General features: G+C 69.3%; 18 protein-coding genes and 1 pseudogene. 7 read left to right on the top strand and 12 right to left on the bottom strand.

The window, feature by feature from the left end; genetic code table 11:
• Nucleotides 1-240: 240 nt before the first annotated feature.
• Both ku and IF64_RS0100340 read right to left on the bottom strand, forming a co-directional pair.
• Nucleotides 241-1,059 (bottom strand): annotated as a pseudogene (ku, locus tag IF64_RS25035) (non-homologous end joining protein Ku); the annotation flags it as partial.
• Nucleotides 1,060-1,099: 40 nt separating this feature from the next.
• Nucleotides 1,100-1,855 carry a hypothetical protein gene (locus IF64_RS0100340; RefSeq protein ID WP_051757339.1) on the bottom strand — a complete coding sequence of 252 codons (756 nt, stop codon included), beginning with the start codon at nt 1,853-1,855 and terminating at the stop codon, nt 1,100-1,102.
• A 231-nt stretch (nt 1,856-2,086) separates the two neighbouring features.
• Between IF64_RS0100340 and IF64_RS0100345 the strand changes: the two genes are divergently transcribed.
• From IF64_RS0100345 to IF64_RS0100355, 3 genes are read left to right on the top strand one after another with little or no spacing between them, the layout of a single operon-like run.
• A complete protein-coding gene (locus IF64_RS0100345) occupies nt 2,087-3,538 on the top strand; it encodes an FAD-binding oxidoreductase (RefSeq protein ID WP_030529927.1) in 1,452 nt (483 codons plus the stop codon).
• Nucleotides 3,535-4,728, top strand: a complete 1,194-nt coding sequence (locus IF64_RS0100350; RefSeq protein WP_084705564.1) for an FAD-binding oxidoreductase — start codon at nt 3,535-3,537, stop codon at nt 4,726-4,728. The genes IF64_RS0100345 and IF64_RS0100350 overlap by 4 nt, the downstream gene beginning before the upstream one ends.
• Entirely contained in the window at nt 4,725-6,017 is a 1,293-nt protein-coding gene (locus IF64_RS0100355; RefSeq protein WP_036875460.1) for a (Fe-S)-binding protein, read from the top strand. Before IF64_RS0100350 ends, IF64_RS0100355 begins: the two co-directional genes overlap by 4 nt.
• Before the next feature lie 67 nt (nt 6,018-6,084).
• On the opposite strand, the gene IF64_RS0100360 is transcribed toward IF64_RS0100355, so the two are convergent.
• The 3 genes from IF64_RS0100360 to IF64_RS0100370 all read right to left on the bottom strand — a co-directional run bounded on the left by IF64_RS0100360 (nt 6,085) and on the right by IF64_RS0100370 (nt 10,182).
• Nucleotides 6,085-6,678: a GTP-binding protein gene (locus IF64_RS0100360; RefSeq protein WP_030529930.1), complete on the bottom strand. Its 594-nt coding sequence runs from the start codon at nt 6,676-6,678 to the stop codon at nt 6,085-6,087.
• Nucleotides 6,679-6,796: 118 nt separating this feature from the next.
• Entirely contained in the window at nt 6,797-7,186 is a 390-nt protein-coding gene (locus tag IF64_RS0100365; RefSeq protein ID WP_030529931.1) for a roadblock/LC7 domain-containing protein, read from the bottom strand.
• Nucleotides 7,183-10,182: a sensor histidine kinase gene (locus IF64_RS0100370; RefSeq protein WP_030529932.1), complete on the bottom strand. Its 3,000-nt coding sequence runs from the start codon at nt 10,180-10,182 to the stop codon at nt 7,183-7,185. The genes IF64_RS0100365 and IF64_RS0100370 overlap by 4 nt, the downstream gene beginning before the upstream one ends.
• A gap of 403 nt (nt 10,183-10,585) precedes the next feature.
• On the opposite strand from IF64_RS0100370, the gene IF64_RS0100375 reads away from it, so the two are divergent.
• Nucleotides 10,586-10,801: a hypothetical protein gene (locus IF64_RS0100375; RefSeq protein ID WP_030529933.1), complete on the top strand. Its 216-nt coding sequence runs from the start codon at nt 10,586-10,588 to the stop codon at nt 10,799-10,801.
• Between the two features lie 24 nt (nt 10,802-10,825).
• Here the strand turns inward: IF64_RS0100375 and IF64_RS0100380 are convergent, their stop codons facing one another.
• Entirely contained in the window at nt 10,826-12,451 is a 1,626-nt protein-coding gene (locus tag IF64_RS0100380; protein ID WP_048808684.1) for a peptide chain release factor 3, read from the bottom strand.
• A 15-nt stretch (nt 12,452-12,466) separates the two neighbouring features.
• On the opposite strand from IF64_RS0100380, the gene IF64_RS0100385 reads away from it, so the two are divergent.
• On the top strand, nt 12,467-13,312 hold the full coding sequence (locus IF64_RS0100385) for an LLM class F420-dependent oxidoreductase (RefSeq protein ID WP_030529935.1): 846 nt from the start codon (nt 12,467-12,469) through the stop codon (nt 13,310-13,312).
• Between the two features lie 131 nt (nt 13,313-13,443).
• Here the strand turns inward: IF64_RS0100385 and IF64_RS0100390 are convergent, their stop codons facing one another.
• The 4 genes from IF64_RS0100390 to IF64_RS0100405 are packed head-to-tail and all read right to left on the bottom strand — an operon-like array spanning nt 13,444 to nt 16,561.
• Nucleotides 13,444-13,767 (bottom strand): putative quinol monooxygenase, encoded by a 324-nt coding sequence (locus tag IF64_RS0100390; RefSeq protein WP_030529936.1) that lies wholly within the window; start codon nt 13,765-13,767, stop codon nt 13,444-13,446.
• 15 nt (nt 13,768-13,782) lie between these two features.
• Nucleotides 13,783-14,808 (bottom strand): NAD(P)-dependent alcohol dehydrogenase, encoded by a 1,026-nt coding sequence (locus IF64_RS0100395; RefSeq protein WP_030529937.1) that lies wholly within the window; start codon nt 14,806-14,808, stop codon nt 13,783-13,785.
• Complete coding sequence (locus tag IF64_RS0100400; protein WP_030529938.1) at nt 14,805-15,530, bottom strand: iron-sulfur cluster assembly protein; 726 nt, start codon at nt 15,528-15,530, stop codon at nt 14,805-14,807. Before IF64_RS0100400 ends, IF64_RS0100395 begins: the two co-directional genes overlap by 4 nt.
• The gene (locus IF64_RS0100405) at nt 15,530-16,561 is read right to left on the bottom strand and encodes an amidohydrolase family protein (RefSeq protein ID WP_030529939.1); all 1,032 of its coding nucleotides are present in this window, start codon (nt 16,559-16,561) and stop codon (nt 15,530-15,532) included. The genes IF64_RS0100400 and IF64_RS0100405 overlap by 1 nt, the downstream gene beginning before the upstream one ends.
• A 180-nt stretch (nt 16,562-16,741) precedes the next feature.
• Between IF64_RS0100405 and IF64_RS0100410 the strand changes: the two genes are divergently transcribed.
• Nucleotides 16,742-18,205 (top strand): AAA-type ATPase lid domain-containing protein, encoded by a 1,464-nt coding sequence (locus IF64_RS0100410; RefSeq protein WP_030529940.1) that lies wholly within the window; start codon nt 16,742-16,744, stop codon nt 18,203-18,205.
• Between the two features lie 57 nt (nt 18,206-18,262).
• On the opposite strand, the gene IF64_RS0100415 is transcribed toward IF64_RS0100410, so the two are convergent.
• A complete protein-coding gene (locus tag IF64_RS0100415; protein WP_030529941.1) occupies nt 18,263-18,631 on the bottom strand; it encodes a DUF779 domain-containing protein in 369 nt (122 codons plus the stop codon).
• A gap of 2 nt (nt 18,632-18,633) precedes the next feature.
• The gene (gene exaC, locus IF64_RS0100420) at nt 18,634-20,157 is read right to left on the bottom strand and encodes an acetaldehyde dehydrogenase ExaC (protein WP_030529942.1); all 1,524 of its coding nucleotides are present in this window, start codon (nt 20,155-20,157) and stop codon (nt 18,634-18,636) included.
• A gap of 433 nt (nt 20,158-20,590) precedes the next feature.
• On the opposite strand from exaC, the gene IF64_RS0100425 reads away from it, so the two are divergent.
• On the top strand, nt 20,591-22,084 hold the full coding sequence (locus IF64_RS0100425; RefSeq protein WP_030529943.1) for a helix-turn-helix domain-containing protein: 1,494 nt from the start codon (nt 20,591-20,593) through the stop codon (nt 22,082-22,084).
• Nucleotides 22,085-22,139: the final 55 nt, after the last annotated feature.

Genomic DNA, 22,139 nt, shown 5'->3' on the forward strand with positions numbered 1-22,139 from the left:
ACTCGAGGACGACCCCGACATCGAACCACTGGACTTGGCCTTCGACGTCGAGCTCCCCGACTTCGACGACTTCGTGGTCTTCGTGGATTTGCCGGCCGTCGACTTCGTTCCCGTCGGCTTCGTTCCCGTCGACTTCGACGCGGTCGACTTCGGCGTCGAGCGGCTGGAGGAACCACCCTTCGAGGAACCGTTCTCGGACGAGTCCGACTCCTCGTCGGTGTCGCCGGAGCTTCGGGACGTCTTCCGTGAGCCGTCCGAGTCTTCGTCGCCGCCCGCTCCGCGCGCCTCCTTCGCTGCCGACACACTGGCCTGCAACGCCGACATCAGGTCGGTGACCTCGGTTTCGGCCTTGGCCGCAGGCGCCGGGGTGGTGTCCTTGCCCTCGACCTTCGACTCGATGAGCTGCAGCAGAGCTTCGCGGTAGCTGTCCTGGTACTTCTCCGGCTCGAAGACACTGTCGGAGAGGGAGTCGATGAGCGAGGCCGCCATCGACATCTCCTGCGAGCGCACGTCCGGCTGGTCCTCCCTGAGGAACGGGAAGTCGGCTTCTCGCACCTCGTCGGGCCAGAGCATGGTCGTGAGCACCATGACGTCGGAGACCACCCGCAGCACGGCGAGCGATTCCCGCTGCCGGATGGCGACCTTCGTGATCGCGACCTGTCCTGATTTGTGGAGGGCGTCCCGCAGCAGTACGTACGGCTTGACGGCGGCCTTCTGCGGTTCGAGGTAGTAGCTCTTGTCGTAGTAGATCGGATCGATGGCCTCGAGCGGGACGAACTCCTGCACGTCGATCGATCGCGAGGTCGAGATGGGCAGCTCGGACAGTTCCTTGTCGGTCAGCACGACCATGCCGCCGTCCGAAAGCTCGTAGCCCTTCGCGATGTCGGCGTACGGCACTTCCTCGCCGTCCACCGTGCACACCCGCTTGTACTGAATACGTCCGCCGTCGGCCTCGTGCACCTGCCGCAGCGTGACGTTCTTGCTCTCGGTCGCTGCGTACAGATGGATCGGAATCGTCACGAGTCCGAAGGACACCGCACCCTTCCACATGACGCGCATACCGGGAACGGTACGCGTTTTCGCAGTTCATCGACACCGATCACCGCCCGACTCGGCGATCGAGCGCTTCGTCACGCACCTGTTGCGCCTGCGCGTCGAGGTGCTCGACCTGCTCGGCGAGGTCGGGATGCGACACACGCAGATGGGGTGCCGCGGCCACCAAGGGAGGCAGCAGATCGGCGGCGTCGGCACCGCCCAGCCGGTGGTAGACGACATCGATGTGGTGCCGTGCCGCTTCGTCGACATCTGCCCCGCGCTCGGCACCGCCGTCGGGGTGTACGCCGTCGGCGGAGGCGATGTCGTCGATGCCGTGTCCGCCTGCGGCACTGACCATCGCGGCGAGTTTGCGCACCAGCTCGGAGTTGGCCTGCGCCCAGTGCCGCACGGCCCGTTCGGCGGCGCGCCGGTCACGTTCGGCCTGCACGCGTCCGTCGGCCGTCGTGCCTCCCTCACCCTCGGCCTTCCGCAGCCTCAGATACCTCCTTTCCGCCGCCTGACGGCTCGCGACCCCGAGGACCGGTGCGAGTTCGCCCCAGCTCACGCCTCGGCGCCGGGCCGCCGCGATGAGCTCCGGTTCCCATGCGGCGAGTTCCTCCCGTACCGCCCGCAGGGACTCGAGCGCGCCGAGGAGTTCGCCGACGTCGACCCGATCCGCACCGTCGGCGCCGGCGTCGCTACCGCGACCACCGGCATTGCCGTCACCGTCACCATCGCCAACGTCATCGCGGGCAGCCGCGTCATGCGCGGTGCCCACCACCCGCTCGACCGTCTTCCGGATGCCCTCGTACCTGTCCACGCCGTCAACGTAACGACGACACAGCACCCTTGTCAACGGAACGACGACGGAGTAGAAAGGAGCACATGCCACCCGGCGTCCACGGACGCCACGCTGTTTCACACGCCTTCACGCCACCTGCTTCGGGGTTGACGACCACGGACCGGGCGGCAGTAATGTTTCTCTTAACGGTATTCAGCTTCCACAGTGTGAAATCACATCGACCGTGACGATCGTGGAAGGGGAGCGACGATGCTCGACCCCGCAGCGCAGGATGCGCTCGTCAGCGCCGTCGGAGCGGAGAACGTCGTCTCCGATCCGGTGCAGCTGCGCAGTTACGAGTGCGACGGATTGACCGGGTTTCGCCAGACACCCTCGTTGGTCGTGCTCCCGTGCGACACCGCAGGCGTGGCTGCTGCGGTGCGCGCCTGCCACGAGCACGGGGTGCCGTTCGTCGCACGCGGTGCGGGCACGGGCCTGTCCGGAGGCGCGATGCCGGTCGCCGAGGGGGTCGTCATCTCCCTGCAGCGCATGCGCAGCGTCCTGGAGATCGACCCGCTGGACCACCGCGCGGTGCTCCAGCCGGGCGTGACGAACCTCGACATCACCAAGGCCGCGGCGGTGCACGGGCTGTACTACGCACCGGATCCTTCCAGCCAGCAGGTGTGCACCATCGGCGGCAACGTCGCCGAGAACTCCGGTGGTGCGCACTGCCTCAAGTACGGCTTCACCACCAACCACGTGCTGTCGATGACGGTGGTGCTGCCCGACGGAGAGATCGTCACCCTCGGCGAGGACACCGGCGAACAGCTCGGCCCCGACCTGCGGGGGGTGTTCATCGGGTCAGAGGGCACCCTCGGCATCGTCTGCGACATCACGGTGCGACTGTTGCGCGTCCCCGAGACGGTGCGCACGCTGCTGGCCGACTTCCCTTCCGTCACGGACGCCGGTGAGGTGGTCAGCGACCTCGTCGCCGCCGGCATCATCCCTGCCGCCGTCGAGATGATGGACAACCTCGCGATCCAGGCGGCCGAGAAGGCCGTGGCGGCCGGATACACCCTGTCGACCCCGGCCGCGCTGGTCGTCGAACTCGACGGACCGGAGGCAGAGTGCGGCGCCCAGTTCGATCGGGTGCGCCAGATCTGCGAACGGCACGGCTGCACCCGACTCCACATCGCGGAGACGGCCGAGGAGCGAGCCAAGATCTGGAAGGGCCGCAAGGCCGCTTTCGCAGCCGTTGGCCGCATCAGCCCGGACTACATCGTGCAGGACGGGGTCGTCCCGCGGACACGTCTCGCCGAGGTACTGGGCCGGATCGAGGGCATGGGCAGAGACGCGGGGCTGCGCGTGGCGAACGTCTTCCACGCGGGCGACGGAAACCTGCACCCGCTGGTGCTGTTCAACGAGGACGCGGGCGAGCTCGAACGAGCCGAGCAGCTGTCCACCGACATCGCGGAGCTGTGTGTCGAGCTGGGTGGTTCGCTGTCCGGAGAGCACGGCATCGGAACCGACAAGGCCTGCTCGATGCCGCGCATGTTCGGCGAGGACGACCTGGCGACCATGGACCGGGTCCGCTCCGCGTTCGACCCGTATCGGCTCTGCAATCCGGGCAAGCTTCTACCGACCCCACGGTTGTGCGGCGAACAGCCGGGCCGGTATCGACCGCATCCACTCGAAGAGGCCGGGGTGATCGAACGCCTATGACGACCACATCGTTGTCGCCGACCGACCTTCACTCGGCGTGCGAAGCCATGGCCGAAACCCACGGCACGGTACGGATCAGCGGCGCGGACAGCGCACACGGCTGGGCTGGGGCGCCCCGTCCCACCGACACCGTGGTCGGCACGACCGCGCTGACGGGGGTTCTCGCCTACAACCCGGCAGACATGACGATCGCCGTCCGCGCGGGAACGCGGATGGCCGATCTCCAAGCGGAGGTCGCCCAGCACGGTCAACGCATCGCGTTCGACGCCGCACGCGTGCGGCGCGGTGCCACGGTCGGAGGGCTCGTCGCCACGGCCGACTCCGGACCGCTCGCGCTCGGTTTCGGCTCCCTACGCGATCTCGTGATCGGCGCGACGGTCGTCCTGCCCGACGCGACGGTCGCCCGCACGGGCGGTCACGTCATCAAGAACGTGGCCGGCTACGACCTGGCCAAACTCCTCCACGGCTCGTACGGCGCGTTCGGACTCCTCGCGGAGGTCGTGCTCCGTCTGCACCCCGTTCCGCCTGCGGAACGCACCGTGCGGCTCACCTGCACGCTCGAGGAGGGGACACAGCACGCGCGGACTCTCATGGCCTCGGCGCTGGAGCCGGTGAGCCTGGAGTGGGCGGACGGAGCCCTGCTCGCACGGATCGAGGGAACGGACGCGGGCACGAGTGCACGGGCGGCCGAGCTGGCCGACCTGATCGGCGGCACCGTCCTATCCGAGGACGAAGCCGCGACCGAGTGGGAACGTCACGCCGAGCTCGTCGACCGGGCCGACGTGCGCATCGGCTGCCGGCCGAGCCGCCTGCCGACGGTCCTCGACGCCTGCGACTCCGCGGTGGTCGCCGGCCTGGCGACGGGCGTGGCGACGGCCGCCGTGCCCGCTTCCCGCATCGACGAGGTGCACGACGTCGTCACGGCAGCGGGCGGAACCTCCGTGACGCGCACCCGGCAGGAGCAGCGACGGGCGTGGGGCAGGCACCCGTCAGCGTTGAGCGTCGTCCGAGCGCTCAAACACGAACTCGACCCGGCCCGACGCCTGTGCGACGGCCGATTCGAGACATGGTTCGAGCCCTCGGCGCCAACCGCACCCACAACCACCGCATCCACAACGGGCGCGCCCGCCGCGGTCTCCGCCCACGACACCGCCACGACCGACCGAACGACCCAGGAGGAGCACTCGTGACGGAATCGAGTTTCGACGCTACGCACCCGCCGTCGCGCGAGCTGCTCAACGAATGCGTCCACTGTGGATTCTGCTTGCCGACCTGCCCCACGTATCAACTGTGGGGCGAGGAAATGGACTCCCCGCGCGGGCGCATCTACCTCATGGATCTCGCCGAGCGCGGTGAGATCGAATTGGAAGGTGCCTTCACCGAACACATCGACGCCTGCCTCGGCTGCATGGCCTGTGTGACCTCGTGCCCCTCGGGTGTCCAGTACGACCGGCTGCTGGAGGCGACCCGTCCGCAGATCGAGCGGAACGTGCCGAGGCCCCGGTCCGACCGGTGGTTCCGGAACGGAATCTTCGCCCTGTTCCCCTATCGCAGGCGGTTGCGCGCCGCCGCGGTGGCGGGGGCGCTGTACCAGAAGACCGGCCTGGCGAAGCTCGCCGAGCGCGTGCTACCGCCACGGCTGCGGGCCGCCCAGTCGCTCATGCCGGAGGTGCGGCTGTCCTCGGCGTTCGCCTCCCTCCCCCGCAGGGTGCGGCCGGACGGCCCCGTGCGCAGACGTGTCGCCCTGCTGTCCGGATGTGTGCAGGACGTGTTCTTCCACGAGGTCAACACCGCCACGCAACGGGTACTCGCCGCGGAGGGCTGTGAGGTGCTGACCCCGCGCGACCAGGGATGTTGTGGGGCGCTCGGCCTGCACGCCGGACGCGAAACACACGCGCGCGAACGCGCCAAACAGACGATCGCGACGTTCGAGAAGCTGCCCGTCGACGACATCGTCGTGAACGTGGCGGGTTGTGGATCGTCTATGAAGGAGTACGGACACCTCCTCGCCGACGATCCGGAATGGACAGAGCGAGCGCAGGCGTTCAGCGCCAAGGTGCGCGACGTCAGCGAAGTACTGGCCGAGCTCGAACCACAGGCCGAACGGCACCCTGTCGACGCCACCGTCGCTTATCACGACGCCTGCCACCTAGGCCATGCACAGGGCATCCGCGAACAGCCGCGGTCGGTGTTGCGCACGATCCCCGGCCTTCGGCTCGTCGACCTGCCGGAAGCGGAACTGTGTTGCGGCTCGGCAGGGATCTACAACATGGTGCAGCCCGAACCGGCGGAGGAACTCGGCAAGCGCAAGGCCGACAACGTGCGCTCGGTGAACCCGGACCTGCTGGTCACCGCAAACCCCGGCTGCCTGCTGCAGATGCGACGCTACCTCGACGACGTACCGATGATGCACCCCGTGCAGCTGCTCGACGCCTCGATCCGGGGCACGACACCGGGGAGGACGCCGGCACCCCGGTGACTCAGGCGCCATGAGTTCCGGAACCCGGACCCGGGGCCGGTCCGCACCCGATCACGGGACGCGTGGCTCAGCGCGCCGAATGCGCCAGGTCGTACTGGTGCATGACGTGCTCGACCAACGTGATGAGCACTTCCTTCGCCGACGCCCGTTCCCGCGCATCGCAGAGCATCAACGGCACGGTCGGCGCGATGTCCAGCGCGTCACGCACCTCGTCGGCCGTGTACCGGTGGGCACCGTCGAAGCAGTTGACACCGACGATGAACGGAACGCCGCGACGTTCGAAGAAGTCGACCGCGGGAAAGCACGCCTCGAGTCGTCGCGGATCGGCCAGCACGACCGCGCCGATCGCACCCTCGGCCAGCTCATCCCACATGAACCAGAAACGGTCCTGCCCCGGCGTGCCGAACAGGTAGAGGATCAGTTCCGGGCTGATCGTGATGCGGCCGAAGTCGAGGGCCACCGTGGTGCTGACCTTGCTCTCGACTCCCGTCAGGTCGTCGACACCGGAGGACGCCTCGGTGATCGCCTCCTCGGTCCGCAGCGGCGGGACCTCGCTGACCGAACCGACCAGGGTCGTCTTGCCGACGCCGAAACCACCGGCGATCAGCAGCTTCGCGGCCGTGGCCTCCCCGCTGCCGGGTTCGAGATGTCCGGGTGTCATCGAAAACCGCCTGCGATACGTGTCGTGTCCGAGTCCGCTGATCCACCCCTACCGGGGATGCACATCTTCGCAGCAGATCCAACCACGCACACGACGACCCGGACGTTACGAGGGCCGTTCACGTCCGCGGCGCCGCGCTCAACACCGCCCCGACGCGCTTCACCATCATGTTCATCGAGTAGGCGACCATGCCCATGTCCGCGTCGGATGCCGTCAACAAGGCCAGGCACGCGCCACTGCCCGCCGCGGTGACGAACAGGAACGCGTGGTCCATCTCCACGAGCGTCTGCCGCACCCCGCCGCCACCGAACTGCCGTCCCGTGCCGCGGGCCAGACTCTGGAACCCGGACGCGATCGCGGACAGGTGTTCGGCCTCCTCGGCCGCCATGTTGCTGGAATTGCCCATCAGCAACCCGTCGGCCGACAGCACCACCGCCCTGTCCGCCCCCGCGACCTGCTGCACCAGATCGTCGAGCAACCAACCGAGCTCACTGCCCCTGTTCGTCATCGTGGTCCTTCCCCACCGGCGACAAAGCCGTTGCCGTCACGGCCTTCTCGATTCCCCTGGTCCTGCCGGGCACGTTGCGTACCCCGCTGGAAGCCCGCGAAGCGGCTCCGCGCCGCCTCCGCATCCAACTCTCGTCCGTCCGCGATCCCGCCCGGCGCCGGTTCGGGAGTCTCCGGGGGCGCCTGCCGCAGCTGGGGCGCCAAGTTCTCCTGCTTGCGCCTCCGCGGCAACGGCGGTCGCCCCTGTCCGCCGGCCGCGCTCACCTGCCCGGACTGCCCCGGCTGCGCGGCCTGGGTCTGAGCCTGGGTCGAGGCGGGCGGCTGAGCGGGCCTGCGCGGTCGCGGCGGTGATTCCGGCTGAGGCGTACGGCCCGGCCGCGGTGCCGGCACCGGACGTTCACGCCGCGAGTCCCGGCCACGCTCGGCGCCGGTCCGCGTCTCGTCCGACGCGCGTTCACCCGCGCCCCGTTCGCCACGCGCAGACTCCCCACGCGCCAACTCCCCGCGCGCCGACTCGCCCCGCGCGGGCGATCCGCCGCCACCGGACCGGTCGGCGCCGGACTGCTCGGGAGCACGCGGACGTCGCCTGGGCAACGCCTCCGGCGAACCCTGGTCTGGCTGCGCCGTTCGTGCGGTGCCGAACCAGCCACCGGGACCGGGCGATGCGCTCGCAGTCTCCGTCTCCCCCTCGGCGTCCGACAGCGCCTCACTGACCGAGGCGGCCCGTCGGCGCGTGCCGGGCGAGGTGTCCCGCGGCGACGGCGACGGGCGCCGCTCACGCTCGACGGGAGACCGTTCGGACGACTCCGCACCCGCCTGGGCCGTCGGCGCCTGCCCCGGAACGGACTCGCCCGCCGACTCCGTAGGCCAGGCGGAGTCCGCAGGTCCGGCGGACTTCGCAGGATCGGCGGGCTCGGCAGCCCCGGCGGAGGCCTCAGGGTCGGTGGGCTCAGGGTCGGTGGGCTCAGGGTCGGTGGGCTCAGGGTCGGTGGGCTCAGGGTCAGTGGGCTCGGGGTCAGCGGGCTCGGCCGTGGGCCAGCCGACGTCGTCGCTGCCGGAAACATGCGAAGCCGGGACCGCAGGCTGCTCGCCGGTGCCCTGGGCGGGCGGTGCCACCGCGGGCAGGTATCCGGAACCGGTGCCGAGCAGCTCCGGTCCCAGCCGGACAACCGCACGGGTGCCGCCGTGGATGGCCTCCCGCAGACGCACCTGGATGCCGTGCCGTGCCGCGAGCCGGGCCACGACGAACAGGCCCAGCCGCGGCTCGTCCGACAGCGCCATGAAACTGAAGTCCGGGGGCTCGGCGAGAAGCGTGTTCAGCCGCTCGGCGTCCTCCTCCTCGATGCCGAGGCCCTGGTCCTCGATCTCGAGGATCACGCCGCGTCCCTCGGCCGCCTCGCCGCGCACGAGTACCCGGGAGTCCGGCGGGGAGAACGACGTCGCGTTGTCGAACAGTTCGGCCAGCAGGTGGACGATGTCGCCGACCGCGGGACCGATCACCGCGACGTCGGGCAACCCGGCGATGTCGATGCGCCGGTAGTGCTCGATCTCGGCGGTCGCGCCGCGCACCAGGTCGGCGACCGACACCGGGTTGCGCCACCGCCTACCCGGCTGTTCCCCGCCGAGGATGATCAGGTTCTCGGCGTTGCGGCGGGACCGGGTCGCGAGGTGGTCCAGCCGGAAGAGCATCTCGAGCTGCTTCGGGTCGTCCAGACCTCGTTCGGCATCGTCGAGGGCCTTGAGCTGGCGGTGCACGAGAACCTGGCTGCGGTGGGCGATGTTGAGGAACACCGTCCTGGTGCCCTCCCGAACCCGGGACTCCTCGATCGCCGCGGCGACCGCGGTCCGCTGGGCCTTGGCGAACGCGTCCGCCACCTGGCCGATCTCGTCCTGGCCGTGGTCGCTCGACTCGAGGTCGACCACGTCGACGTTCTCGCCCTTGCGCACACGCGCCACCAGTTCGGGCAGGCGGTGATCGGCGAGGTCGAGGGTCTCCTCCCTCAGCCGGACAAGCCGCCTGACCAGCCACGAGGCCAGCCGCCACGCGAAGAAGATCAGCACGAGCCCGACCACGAGTGCGACGACGCCCGCGATGATCGCACCGGTCAACGTGCGGTCGGCGCGTGCGACGCCCTCGTCGGTGGCGTTGGTGCTCTGCTCGATGTAGAGCGACATCAGGGTCCCGCCGACCTCGCTCGCCGCGGCGTGCCAGCGGTCGGGCGGAACGGGCACCTGCTGCGAGCCGCCGCCGAGGAAGGAGTCCTCGACCCGGCCGACGACGCGCCACGCGTCACTGGCGCGAAGCTGCTCGTACTTCTCCCGCACCGACGGGATCATCGAGGCCCGCGCGAGCTGCGACCGGTAGGCGCCGACCTCGCCGGCGTAGGTCTCGAACTCCTCGTCGCTGAGGCCACCCGAGACGTGTGCCGCGGCGGCGAGCGCGTCGGCACGGGCCATCCCGTCGGCGGCGTTGAACAGCGGCATCGACGTGACCCGCAGGTACGACGTCTCGGCGTCGGGGGTCAGCCGGGCGACACCGGTGAGGCCGGAGGCCACCGTGTCGATGATCCGGTTGTAGAGGTCGTAGGCCTCCTGCAGGTCCGGACCACCACCAGGGGTGCTGGCGCCGTTGTCGACCTGCTGGCGGAACAGGGTGAGCGATTCGAGCAGTTCGCGCAGCTGCCGGATGTCTTTGCGGATCTGCTCGGACGCGCCGTCGACCATCCCGTCGACGTGGCTCATCAGTCCGCGCGTCGCGGCGTCGGTCTCGGCGCGTTGCTGGGCGAGTTCGTCGGCGACCCGCGAACCTGCGACCGCTTCGAGGGTGAGGCGGCGTTCCTCACGGATCGCGCCGAAGAACTCGACGCCGGGCTGGGCGGCGTCGTGTACGCGGACGACGAAGTCACGCCCCTTGGCGGCGTCGTAGATGAGATAACCCGAGAGGACTACACCAACCAACAGCAGCGCCACGCTCGGGATCAGCGCCGCGGCAAGCACACGTCCGCGGAGTGAACGCCTGGAAGGCTTGGTGGCCACGCCTCAAGGCCCTTTCATCGACGCCGGATGACTGCCCAGGGCCCCCGCCCCCGCTTGTGCGTCTGTCAGGACGCCACCACGTCGTGTCTGCCCTACTACGCAGTAGCGGAGGCTATGCAGCCCGGTCGGGTGAGTCAACGCTCTCAACTCGACCGGATCAACACTCTCGGCATAACCCAAGCGGACAAGCAGCACTTTTCTGTCTCGAACGAGTAGAGCCACCATCACGTGACGTGATCAACGTCATGCGCCGAACAGAGGACGACGAACGTCGCACCGCCCCGGCGTAACCAACTCGAGTGACGCCGCGATACGCGCTACGAGGATCCCCTCTACCGAAAGGCAGCTTCTCAGGAGACGAGCGATGCTCAGACGTCAGATCAGCGATCACTGGCCACGACACCTGCTCCTCGAACGGGTGCTGTTCCTGCTGCTCGCACTCGCGTTCGCCGTGACGGCGACGCTTCAGCTGTTCCTCGCCGACTCCATGTCGGTGTGGTGGCCGATCGCGCTGGCGGTGTTGCTGGCGATCGCCGCGGTCCTCTGCCTGTACGTCGCCGTACGCGCCACCGACGACTGACGCGCGAGCCGTACCAGCCCGGCTTCAGCCCTCGGCGACGAGCGGTTCGAGCTCCAGTTCCGGATGCGCGCGCAGCAGGATGCGCAGGGACATCTCGTCCTCGAACACGGCGAGTTCGGTGCCGTCCGCGCGGTCGAGGACCTCGCTGCGCCTGCCGGCGTCGACGAGGGCCCGCTGGGACGAGTCACCGAGCTTGCGCACCGCGCTGTAGGGCAGCCGGTCGAGCTTCACGGGCGCGTTGAACTCGTGCTCCATGCGGTGGGTCGCCACCTCGAACTGCATCGGCCCGACGGCGGCGAGCACCGGCGCGCCGTCGCCGCGCAGGTCGGAGGTCAGCAGCTGGACGACGCCCTCGGCACCCAGCTGGTCGATACCCTTGCGGAACTGTTTGGCCTTGCTCAGGTCGGCCGGTGTCGCGACGGCGAAGTGCGCGGGTGCGAACTGCGGCAGTCCGGGGAAGCGCACCGCGGGTTTGCCCGCGTACAGCGTGTCGCCCACACGCAGGGCCGTGGCGTTGACGAGACCGATCACGTCACCCGGATACGCGGTGTCCACAGTGGAGCGTTTCTGGCCGAACACCTGCTGCACGTACTTGGTGGCGAACGGGCGTTTCGTCGTGGCGTTGGTGACGACCATGCCGCGTTCGAACATCCCCGAGCACACGCGGGCGAACGCCACCTGGTCGCGATGCGCGCGGTCCATACCGGTCTGCACCTTGAACACGAACGCGGAGAACTCGGCGTCCAGCGGGCGCGGTGCCCCGTCGACGTCCTCCCGCGGCGTGGGCCGGGGCGCCAGATCGACGACGAGGTCGAGCAGGTGCCGCACGCCGAAGTTCAGCACCGCGGCACCGAAGAGCACCGGCGTGGCGCTCGCGTCGTGGAACTTCGCCTCGTCGAACTCGCCGCCGGACTGCAGGAGCAGGTCGTACTCCTCCTGCGCCGTCGTCCAGTCCTCGCCGACCTCAGCCTCGGCCTGCTCGGGCGGCAGATGCTCCTCCGGGGCGGCCTTGGCGCCGCCTGCGGTACGCGAATAGCGGACGAACTCCCCCGTCGGCACGTCCAGCACGCCCTGGAAGTGGCCGGGCGCGCCGACCGGCCAGGTCAGCGGCATGGGCTGCAGTCCGATCCGTTCGACGAGTTCGTCGCACAGCTCGAGAGCCTCACGACCGGGGCGGTCCCACTTGTTGATGAACGTCAGCACCGGGATGCCGCGGTGCCGGCAGACGTCGAACAGCTTGAGTGTCTGCGGCTCGAGACCCTTGGCGGCATCCAGCAGCATCACCGCCGAGTCGACGGCCGACAGCACGCGGTAGGTGTCCTCGGAGAAGTCCGCGTGGCCGGGCGTGTCCAGCAGGTTGATGACGCAGTCGCGGTACTCGAACTGCAGCGCGGCGGACGTGATCGAGATGCCACGCGCCTGCTCCATGGCCATCCAGTCGGACACGACGCCCTGCCTGCCGCCCTTGCCGTGGACGGCGCCCGCTTCGGAGATCACCCGCGCGTGCAGCGCGAGAGCCTCGGTCAGCGTGGACTTACCGGCGTCGGGGTGGCTGATGACAGCGAAGGATCGCCTGCGCTGCGCCTCGTGGAGGGTGGACACGATCCTCCAGGCTACTCGTCCGGCGGGTGACACCCGGATCGAGAACATGTTCTACTCGTCGGCATGCGTCACGGCATCGTGCTGTTCACCAGCGACCGCGGCATCCCGCCCGCCACCGCCGCCCGGCTGGCCGAGGAGGCTGGGTTCACCTCGTTCTACGTCCCCGAGCACACGCACATCCCGATCCGCCGCGACGCCGCCCATCCGACGACCGGCGACGCGTCCCTGCCCGACGACCGCTACCTGCGCACGCTCGACCCGTGGGTGGCGCTCGCGACGGCAGCGGCGGTGACCTCGCACATCCGGCTGGGCACCGCGGTGGCCCTGCCGGTGGAACACGATCCCATCGCGCTCGCCAAGACGATCGCCTCGCTCGACCACCTCTCCGGCGGGCGCGTCACCCTCGGCGTGGGCTTCGGCTGGAACACCGACGAACTCGCCGACCACGGCGTGCCGCCCGCGAAACGGCGGACCGTGCTGCGCGAGTACGTCGAGGCGATGCGCACCCTGTGGACACAGGACGAGGCCGCCTACGACGGGGAGTTCGTGCGCTTCGGCCCGAGCTGGGCCTGGCCGAAACCGATCGATGCCGACGTCCCGGTCCTGGTGGGCGCCGCGGGCACCGACCGGACGTTCGACTGGATCGCCCGCAGCGGCCAGGGCTGGATCACCACGCCGACCGAGGACGACATCGAGGCCAAGGTGGCGGGCCTGCACCGAGCGTGGCAGGCGGCGGGGCGATCCGGCGTGCCGCAGGTCGTCGCGCTGGCCGGCAAACCGAACCTGGAACAGCTCGACGAGTGGTCGGCCGCGGGCGTCACCGAGACCCTGTTCGGCCTGCCCGATCGAGGCGAACCGGAGGTCGCCGACTACCTGCATCGTCTCGCCGAGACGCTGTCCCGGCGCTGACGGCGGCCGGTTTTCGAACCCGCGCGAGGGGTATTCCTCATATCCGGTGGGTTGTGGCCACCGGAGAAGAGGCCCGCCGCCGTCGGGGGCGGCGGGCCTCCTGACTGCCCGGCTCCGCCGGGACCGGGTGACTACTTCACCGCCATCTCGCCCAGTTCCGACCAGTCGTCCTGGTCGACCGTGGTGTTGACGACCCGCGGAGTCTCCTGCAGGTAGGGCGGCAACGTCTGCTGGGCGGCCTTGAAGTGGGCCGAGTTGACGTGCTCGCCACCCGCGTCACCGTCCCGGAACGCCTCGACCAGCACGTACTCGTTGGGGTCGTCGAGGCTGCGCGACCACTCGAACCACAGGCAGCCCGGTTCGGCCCTGGTCGCGTGCGTGAACGCCTTCGCGATCTCGGGCCAGCGGTCGGCGTGTTCGGGCTTCACGCGGAACTTCGCGGTAATGAAGATCATTCGCTTCCTCCTGGATCAGGGCGTGAGGATGGCACGGCCGCGGACCCGGCCGGCCTCCAGGTCGTCGATCGCGTCCTGGAACCGTTCCAGCGGGTACTTGCTGGTGTGCAACCGCACCTTGCCTTGTGCGGCCAGTGTCATCAACTCGCACAGATCGTTGTAGGAGCCGACGAGGTTGCCGATGAAGTTGATCTCCGTCGAGATGATGTCGATCGTCGGCACGTCGATGTTCTCCCCGTAGCCGACGACGTGATAGTCGCCCGCTCGGCGCAGCATCCGCACTCCCTCCGAGGTCGCACCGCCCTCGCCCACGAAATCGACGACCACCTCGGCGCCGTGGCCGCCCGTGAGGTCGAGGACCTGCTCGACGTGCGTGCCGTCGGCGACGACGCCGTGGTCGGCGCCGATCGTCAGGGCGAGTTTCACCGCATCGGAGTTGCGGTCCACGACGATCAGCTCCGCGGCGGTCAACGCCTTGAGCGCCTGGATCCCGATGTGACCGAGCCCGCCCGCGCCGATGACCAGACACCGGTCGCCGGGCCGCAACCTGCGGGAGGCCTTCGCCGCGGCGTGGTAGGCGGTCAGCCCGGCATCGGCCAGCGCCGCCACGTCGGCGGGTTCGAGCGCCTCGTCGATGCGCACCACGCTGCGCGCCGACGTCTTCAGGTATTCCGCGTAGCCGCCGTGGGTGTCGATACCGGGGAACAGGCTCTGCTCGCAGTGCACGTCGTCACCGAACCGGCACGCCCGGCACAGCCCGCACGTGACCAGTGGATGCACGATCACCTTGTCACCCTCGGCCACGTTCGTGACCGCACCGCCCACCGCGTGCACCCAGCCCGCGTTCTCGTGCCCGATCGTGTAAGGCAACGTGACCCCGGACTTCTCGGCCCACTGCCCCTCGAGGATGTGGATGTCGGTGCGGCACACCCCGGCGCCGCCGATCTTCACGACGACGTCGAACGGACCGGCCGGTTCGGGCGCGGGAACCTCGGTGAGCTGCAACTTCTCGTGGTAGCCGACCACCTGGATCGCCTTCATGACACCTTCTCCTGGAATGCTCGGGGCGCCTGGTCGGCTGCCGAATCGGGATAACGGGTACGCAGCAGGCCCCGGCAGAAGTGGGCGTTGCCGTCGATCGAGACGCGCACGGACCGCGCGAGCCGCAACCGCAGCGGAACCTCCTCCGGTGGGTACGGCTCACCGGCGTCGTCGACGAGCACGGGCTCGTGCCGTCCGGTCGGCAGTCCGATCGCCTGCCGTCTGCGCACCAGCGCACGCGTGGCGTCGTCGCCGGGCAGGTCGCCGAGCACCACGGCGTGCAACTGCTCCTCGGCGAGCTCGTCGTGGGCACGCAGGTACCGGACGAGCACCCGCTCCATCGCCGCCGTGTGCGCCTTGCGCTGGAACGTGCGCCGCAGCTGCTCCAGGTCCTCGTCGGCCTCGGGACCGAACGTGCCCCGGTAACCGGCGTCGGCGGCCAGCCCGCGGTTGATCAGCTCGGAGTCGTGGTGGTCGTCGAGCAGCACCGTCACCCGGGTGCCGAGCTCGGTGAGCACGTCCTTGGCGTCCGAGGCCATCAGGTAGGCGAAGTTGGGCGCGCAGAACGACGTCGGCAGCCTCAGGTGCACCACCAGTTCACCGTCGACCAGGTCCATCGACCGCACGAATCCGAGGTCGGTGATCGGCTCGTCCAGCTCGGGGTCGATGACCCTGCCGAGTGCCTGCCGCGCCTTCTCCAGCAGCTCGTCGGTGGTCCTCATCAGCCCACCGCCACGGATTCCGTCTTGCCCTCGGTGGCGTCCTCGTCGGCGGGCGGTACCGCCCACTCGGGCACGTCGAGGTCGTACATGCGGGCCGCGTTGAGCCCCAGGATCTTCCGTTTCTGCGCCGTGGTGAGCTCGCCGTACTCCGTCATGTCCTCGGGGAACTGGAAGTCGACGAACTTCTCCACGAGCCATTTCGGTGTCCAGATCGCGTAATCGCTGGAGAACTGGATGCGGTCCTCGTCGAGCCAGTACAACAGTTCGCCGATGATCTGCGCGAAGTAGCGCGGACGGGTGTGGATGAACGGCATCGCCACGGCCAGACCCGCGTGCACGTTCGGTTCCTGCGTGGCGATCCAGCAGAAATCCTCGAGCCTCGGCAGACCACAGTGTTCGACGACGAAGTTGAGGTCCGGGAAATCGGTGGCCACCTTGTCGACGTCGGCGACGTCGAACGCATCGCGGTCGAGCGGGCGGATCGTCGGGCCCTTGTGGATGTGAATGTTGCGGATGCCCAGTTCCTGGCACCGTTCGAGATACCGCATCGACCACGGATCGTCGAGCTTGTAACCGCGCGAATCGCCCTGCCATTCGGCGGTGTAGAGCTTGATCCCCTTGAGCCCGAACCGTTCGGCGTCGCGGGTGAGCTGGTCGAGGCCCGCCTGTTCGAACCGCGGGTCCCAGCAGTGGTTGTAGGTCAGTTTGTCCGGATGCTGCTGCGCGAGCGCGAACGCCTCCTCCGTCTGCCCGAACCCGTTGGTGTAGAACGCGCTCAGCAACGCGGGCTGGAAGATGGCGTGGTCCACGTAGCCGTCGGTGAACAGATCGCGCATCAACCTTTCCCCGCCCTGGTAGAGGTAGTCCTCGTAGGGCCACACCTCGGATTCCGGACTGAGGTTTCGGTGGTAGTCGTAGAAGCAGTCGATGAACTGTTTCCCGTGAATGTTGCGCTGATTCTCGGGACGGGCGTCCCACAACGCGATGTGCGCATCGACGATGAAGTAGTTCTCGCCGTCCTTGGTGTACATGAGAAATCCTCCCGTACGTGGCGTCGTTGCCCGCGTGGGGCGGAACGCTACGAGCACCGAAAGGCCACCGGGAATCAGGTGAGTGTCTCACTTTGAGACACCCGAACCGGTGCTTCGCGGTGCATGCTGTGGTGAACTACCGCCCACCGGCAGCGCAGGCGACGCGTGAGGGAGGCTCGGATGAATCTCGACGATCGCGCGTTTCCCGCCGATCCGCGGTCTCCGGGCCCGCGGCCCCGGCTGCGCGCATCCTGGCGGCGAAGCGCACGCTACGGCCTGACCACCGACGAGATGCGGCCCGTGTTCACAGGATCGGTCGACACCGGATCACTGCTGTACGAATGCGGTTCGGAAGTGTTGCGGGGCCTGCAGAGCACCCTGGCGAACGAACCCGTGAGCATGATGATCACCGACGCCGACGGCCTGGTGCTCAGCAGGCTGACCGAGGACCCCGCGATCGACCGCTCGCTCGACCGGGTCCACCTCGCACCGGGTTTCTACTTCTCCGAACGCAACGTCGGCACCAACGGACTCGGCCTCGCACTGGCCGACCGGGCGCCGTCGCTGGTCCGCGCCGAGGAGCACTACTGCACCGGGCTGCGCGGATACACGTGCGCGGCCGCCCCCGTCGTCGACCCCGGCGGCGCGATCGCGGGCAGCGTGAACCTGACGACCTGGTCGGACTCGGCACCCGAACTGCTGTTGGCGCTCGCACAGTCGGCCGCGGCGAGCACGTCGGCGTTGATGCTGGCCAGGGGTGCGGGCAGAACCGCACAGCCTGCGCCGCACGGCGAGGTGTTCCGGGTGTATGCCGACCGCACCCGCTCCCCGGAGTCGGAGCTGCTGACACCGGGGTGGCGCAACGCCTTCTCCGAGGCACGGTCGGCGTTCCGCCGCGGTCTGGCCGTCGCCGTGGCGGGCGAACCCGGCACGGGCAAGACCGCGCTCGCCTCGCTGGCACGCCGCGAACTGCGCACCGAACGGGTGCTGAGCGCCCGCCCTCCGGCGCCCGAGGACGTCGAACCCTGGCTGGAGCTCTGGGTTCCCGAGCTGGGTAAGGACAGCACCTGCGTGATCGTCTCGGGCGTCGACCGGCTTCCCGCGTGGGCCACGAGCGAACTCGCAGCCCTGTTCGGACGGGTCCGTGCCCACGACGACCTGCAGCCGTACGTGGTGACCACCGCATCCGCCGACGACCTGCCCGAGGAACTGCGTCCCCTGGTCGACGTCGTGATCGACGTTCCGGCGCTGCGCTTCCGTCCGGACGACATCGTGCCGCTCGCCAAGCACTTCGCCGCCCAGGCCCGCGGTCGCGAGGTCGAGCTGACCCCCGCGGCCGCGCGCGCCCTGACGGCGTTCGACTGGCCGGGTAACGTCCGCCAACTCCGCCGCGTGCTGCGCGAGGCCGCGGCGAAGGCCGACCGGATCGACCTGCACCACCTCGCGCCCGAGGTGTTCACCGGCCCCGGCCATCCGCTCAGCAGGCTGCAGGCCGTCGAGCGCGACGAGATCGTCCGCTGCCTGATCGAGCCCGGCACCACCGTCGCGGACGCGGCGCACGAACTCGGCCTCGGCAGGGCGACGATCTACCGCAAGATCCGGCAGTACCGGATCAACGTGCCCGGCCGCACGCCCACGTCCTGAACGCAGCGCTACCCGGACTGCGTGCGCAGCCCGGGCACCCTCGCGCGGGCCGGCCCGTCAGGCCAGGGTCTGCAGCTCCTCGTCGGTCAGCAGGCGCGAGCGAATCAGGAACCGCACCCCCTCCGGGGCTTCGAGGGAGAACCCACTGCCCCGGCCCTTCACGACGTCGATCGTGAGGTGCGTGTGCTTCCAGTACTCGAACTGCGAACGCGACATCCACACCGGAACGGGGTCGTGCACCCCGGCGACGTCGAGGTCGCCGAGGTGCACGTCCGCTTCTCCGGTGCGGAACTCACCGGCCGGATAGCACATCGGAGCGCTGCCGTCGCAGCATCCACCGGACTGGTGGAACATCAACGGCCCGTGCACGTCGGCCAGTCGCCGCAGCAGATCCGCCGCGGCCTCGGTGAGATCCACCCTGCTCATCGTCAGAAGAATCCCTGCGCGTCGGGCGAGTACGACACGAGCAGGTTCTTCGTCTGCTGGTAGTGGTCGAGCATCATCCGGTGGTTCTCCCTGCCGATGCCGGACTGCTTGTACCCGCCGAAGGCGGCGTGTGCCGGGTAGGCGTGGTAGCAGTTCGTCCACACGCGACCCGCCTGGATGTCGCGGCCTGCGCGGAAGGCGGTGTTGCCGTCCCGCGACCAGACGCCTGCGCCGAGACCGTAGAGCGTGTCGTTCGCGGTCTTGATCGCGTCGTCGTAGTCGTCGAACGAGGCCACCGACACCACCGGACCGAAGATCTCCTCCTGGAAGATCCGCATCTTGTTGTCGCCGGCGAACACGGTCGGCTTGATGTAGTAACCACCGGACAGCTCGCCGCCGAGGTCGGCTTTCTCGCCACCGGTGAGGACCTTCGCGCCCTCCTGCTTGCCGATGTCGATGTAGGACAGGATCTTCTCGAACTGATCGTTCGAGGCCTGGGCGCCGATCATCGTGTCGGTGTCGAGCGGGTTGCCCTGCTTGATCTGCTCAACCCGGGCCACACCGTCGGTGACGAACCGCTCGTAGATCGACGACTGCACCAGCGCACGCGACGGGCACGTGCACACCTCGCCCTGGTTGAGGGCGAACATCGCGAAGCCCTCCTGCGCCTTGTCGTAGAAGGCGTCGTTGGCGGCGGCGACATCCGAGAAGAAGATGTTCGGGCTCTTGCCGCCCAGCTCGAGCGTCACCGGGATGATGTTCTCGCTGGCGTACTGCATGATCAGCCGGCCCGTCGTGGTCTCACCGGTGAAGGCGACCTTGCGGATCCCGGGGTGCTGGGCCAGCGGCTTGCCCGCTTCGACACCGAACCCGTTGACGATGTTCACCACGCCGGCGGGCAACAGGTCGGCGATGAACGACAGGAGGACGTGGATCGACGCGGGCGTCTGCTCCGCGGGCTTGAGCACCACGCAGTTGCCCGCGGCCAGTGCCGGGGCCAGCTTCCACGTGGCCATGAGGATCGGGAAGTTCCACGGGATGATCTGGCCGACCACACCGAGCGGTTCGTGGAAGTGGTAGGCGACGGTGTCGGCGTCGATCTGCGAGATCGAGCCCTCCTGCGCGCGGATCGCGCCCGCGAAGTACCGGAAGTGGTCGATGGCCAGCGGGATGTCGGCGGCGAGTGTCTCGCGCACCGGCTTGCCGTTCTCCCAGCTCTCGGCCACGGCGATGGCCTCGAGGTTCGCCTCCATCCGGTCGGCGATCCTGTTCAGCAGGGTCGCACGCTCGGCAGGCGAGGTGCGGCCCCACGCGTCGGCGGCGCCGGTCGCCGCGGCAACGGCCTTGTCGATGTCCTCGGCCGTGCCCCGGGCGATCTCGGTGAACACCGCGCCCGTGACCGGCGTCGGATTCTCGAAGTACTGGCCCTTGGCAGGCGGAACGTACTCGCCGCCGATGTAGTGGTCGTACCGCGACTCGAACGCGACGACGCTTCCTGCCTGCCCCGGTGCGGCATACGTGGTCATCCGATGTGAGCCTCTCTGCTCGAAGGGACATCTGCCCGAAGGGACACTGCGTCACCTTGTGGCGGTCAACTTGTGGCGCCGGACGCTAGGTGCGGCGACGTTGCAGGCCCGTTGCAACGCGGCCACGCCACGTGGCACGCCACCTGCTCGGCGTAAGCCCGCGCATCGAACGGTCCACTCGCAGCCGTTTCCTTGCCCTCGACCGCGAGGGCGGGGCATGCTCGGAGAACGTCCGGTCACGACCTGCGGGTTTCACCGGACCGGCAGCACACGAGAAGACCCGGGAATCAGCGAGGCCGGAAGAGCCGGCACCAGAACGAACAGCAGAGTGAACGACCCGGAAAACCGACCCGGAAGAGCGAATCAGCAGCGAGCAGACCAGTCACCACGACCAGCCAGCAGCGCAGCCCGTCACCGTAGCCGCGGAGTGCCCATGACCGTCGAACCCGCCCGAGACGCCCTCCTCACGGCGTCCGATCCCCTGCGACAGCAACGCGTGCTGAAGGGGATCCGGGACGCGACCCTCAGCGGGGACAAACCGTACGCCGCCCCACGTGCCGTCATCTCGGAGTCGTGGCAACGTTCGCTCGCCGCCCAGGTCGACCCCGACGGCTACCAACCGCCGGAGGTGTACGGCTCGGACGAGCTGTCCGAGGTGCGGGAGGGCCATCCGCTGCACGCGGTGCTCGACCCGCTGCGGGAACTGCTGGTGAGCATCGCCGACGAGTCGCAGCACATCACGATCGTCACCGACGCCGACGGCACCATCCTGTGGCGCGAAGGCCCTTCCACTCTGTGCAACCTCGCCGACCACGTCGGACTCCGCGAAGGGACCCGCTGGTCCGAACAGGCGATCGGCACCAACGCGATGGGAACCGCCATCGCGGTGGACGCACCGGTGCAGATCTACTCGGCCGAACACCTCGTCCGCACGTACCACTCGTGGACGTGCGCCGCCGCGCCGATCCACGACCCGGACACCGGGCGGCTGCTGGGTGCCATCGACATCAGCGGCAGGCTCGAGACCCTCCATCCTGCGATGGTGTCGCTGGTCAACGCCACGGCGCAGGTGGCCGAGAACCACCTGCGCATGCGGATGGAACAGCAGGACGAGTGGATGCGCGCCACGAACATGCGGCACCTCGAACGACTGGGCGGCGAGTCGGGCGCGCTGATCACCCCGTCCGGCAGGGTCATCGCCGCCAACCCGCTCGGCGGCTTCCCGCACCGCATCGACGTGGCGACCGGGACGGACCGGATCGACGTCGGCGGGCGCGAAGCCCGGCTGGAACCGCTGGCGGGCGGCTATCTGCTCCGGTTCCCGCGCCGCTCCGGCCAGGTGCGGCGGCCGACGTTGCGACTGTCCCTGCTCGGCTCGGCGCCCGAGGCCACGCTCGACGGACGTGCCGTTCCCCTGACGCTGCGCCGCGCCGAGATCCTGGCGTTGCTGGCCCTGCACCCGGACGGGCTGACCGCAGACCAGCTCGCGCTGCACCTCTACGGCGACGACGGGAACCCCACCACCGTGCGCGCCGAGGTGCACCGGCTGCGCGGCGAACTCGGCGACGCGCTGCGCGCGAAGCCGTACCGCCTGGCGGCCGACGTCGAGGCCGACGTGCTGCGGGTGCGCGACGCACTGGCCTCCGGTGACGTCGCGACGGCCGCGACCACGGCCACCGCGCCGCTGTTGCCCCGCTCCGAATCGCCGACCATCCGCGCCGAACGTGATCAGCAGATCGCCGCCCTGCGCAAGGCAGTGCTGGACAGCGGCGACGTGAACGCGCTGTGGGCGCTGTCCGAGAACGAGCCGGGACACGACGACCTCGAGGTGTTCGAACGGCTCAGCCACGTGCTGCCGGAGGGCGATCCCCGCCGGCCCGTCGTGGACGCCCGGCTGGCCTGGCTCACCGACGAGGACGGCGCCTGACCGCGGCGCCCGGCGAGGTCCACAACCGCACGGCCCAACCGAACAGCGAGCCCCA

The sequence above is a fragment of the Prauserella rugosa genome (assembly GCF_000719975.1).
Classification (GTDB): domain Bacteria; phylum Actinomycetota; class Actinomycetes; order Mycobacteriales; family Pseudonocardiaceae; genus Prauserella; species Prauserella rugosa.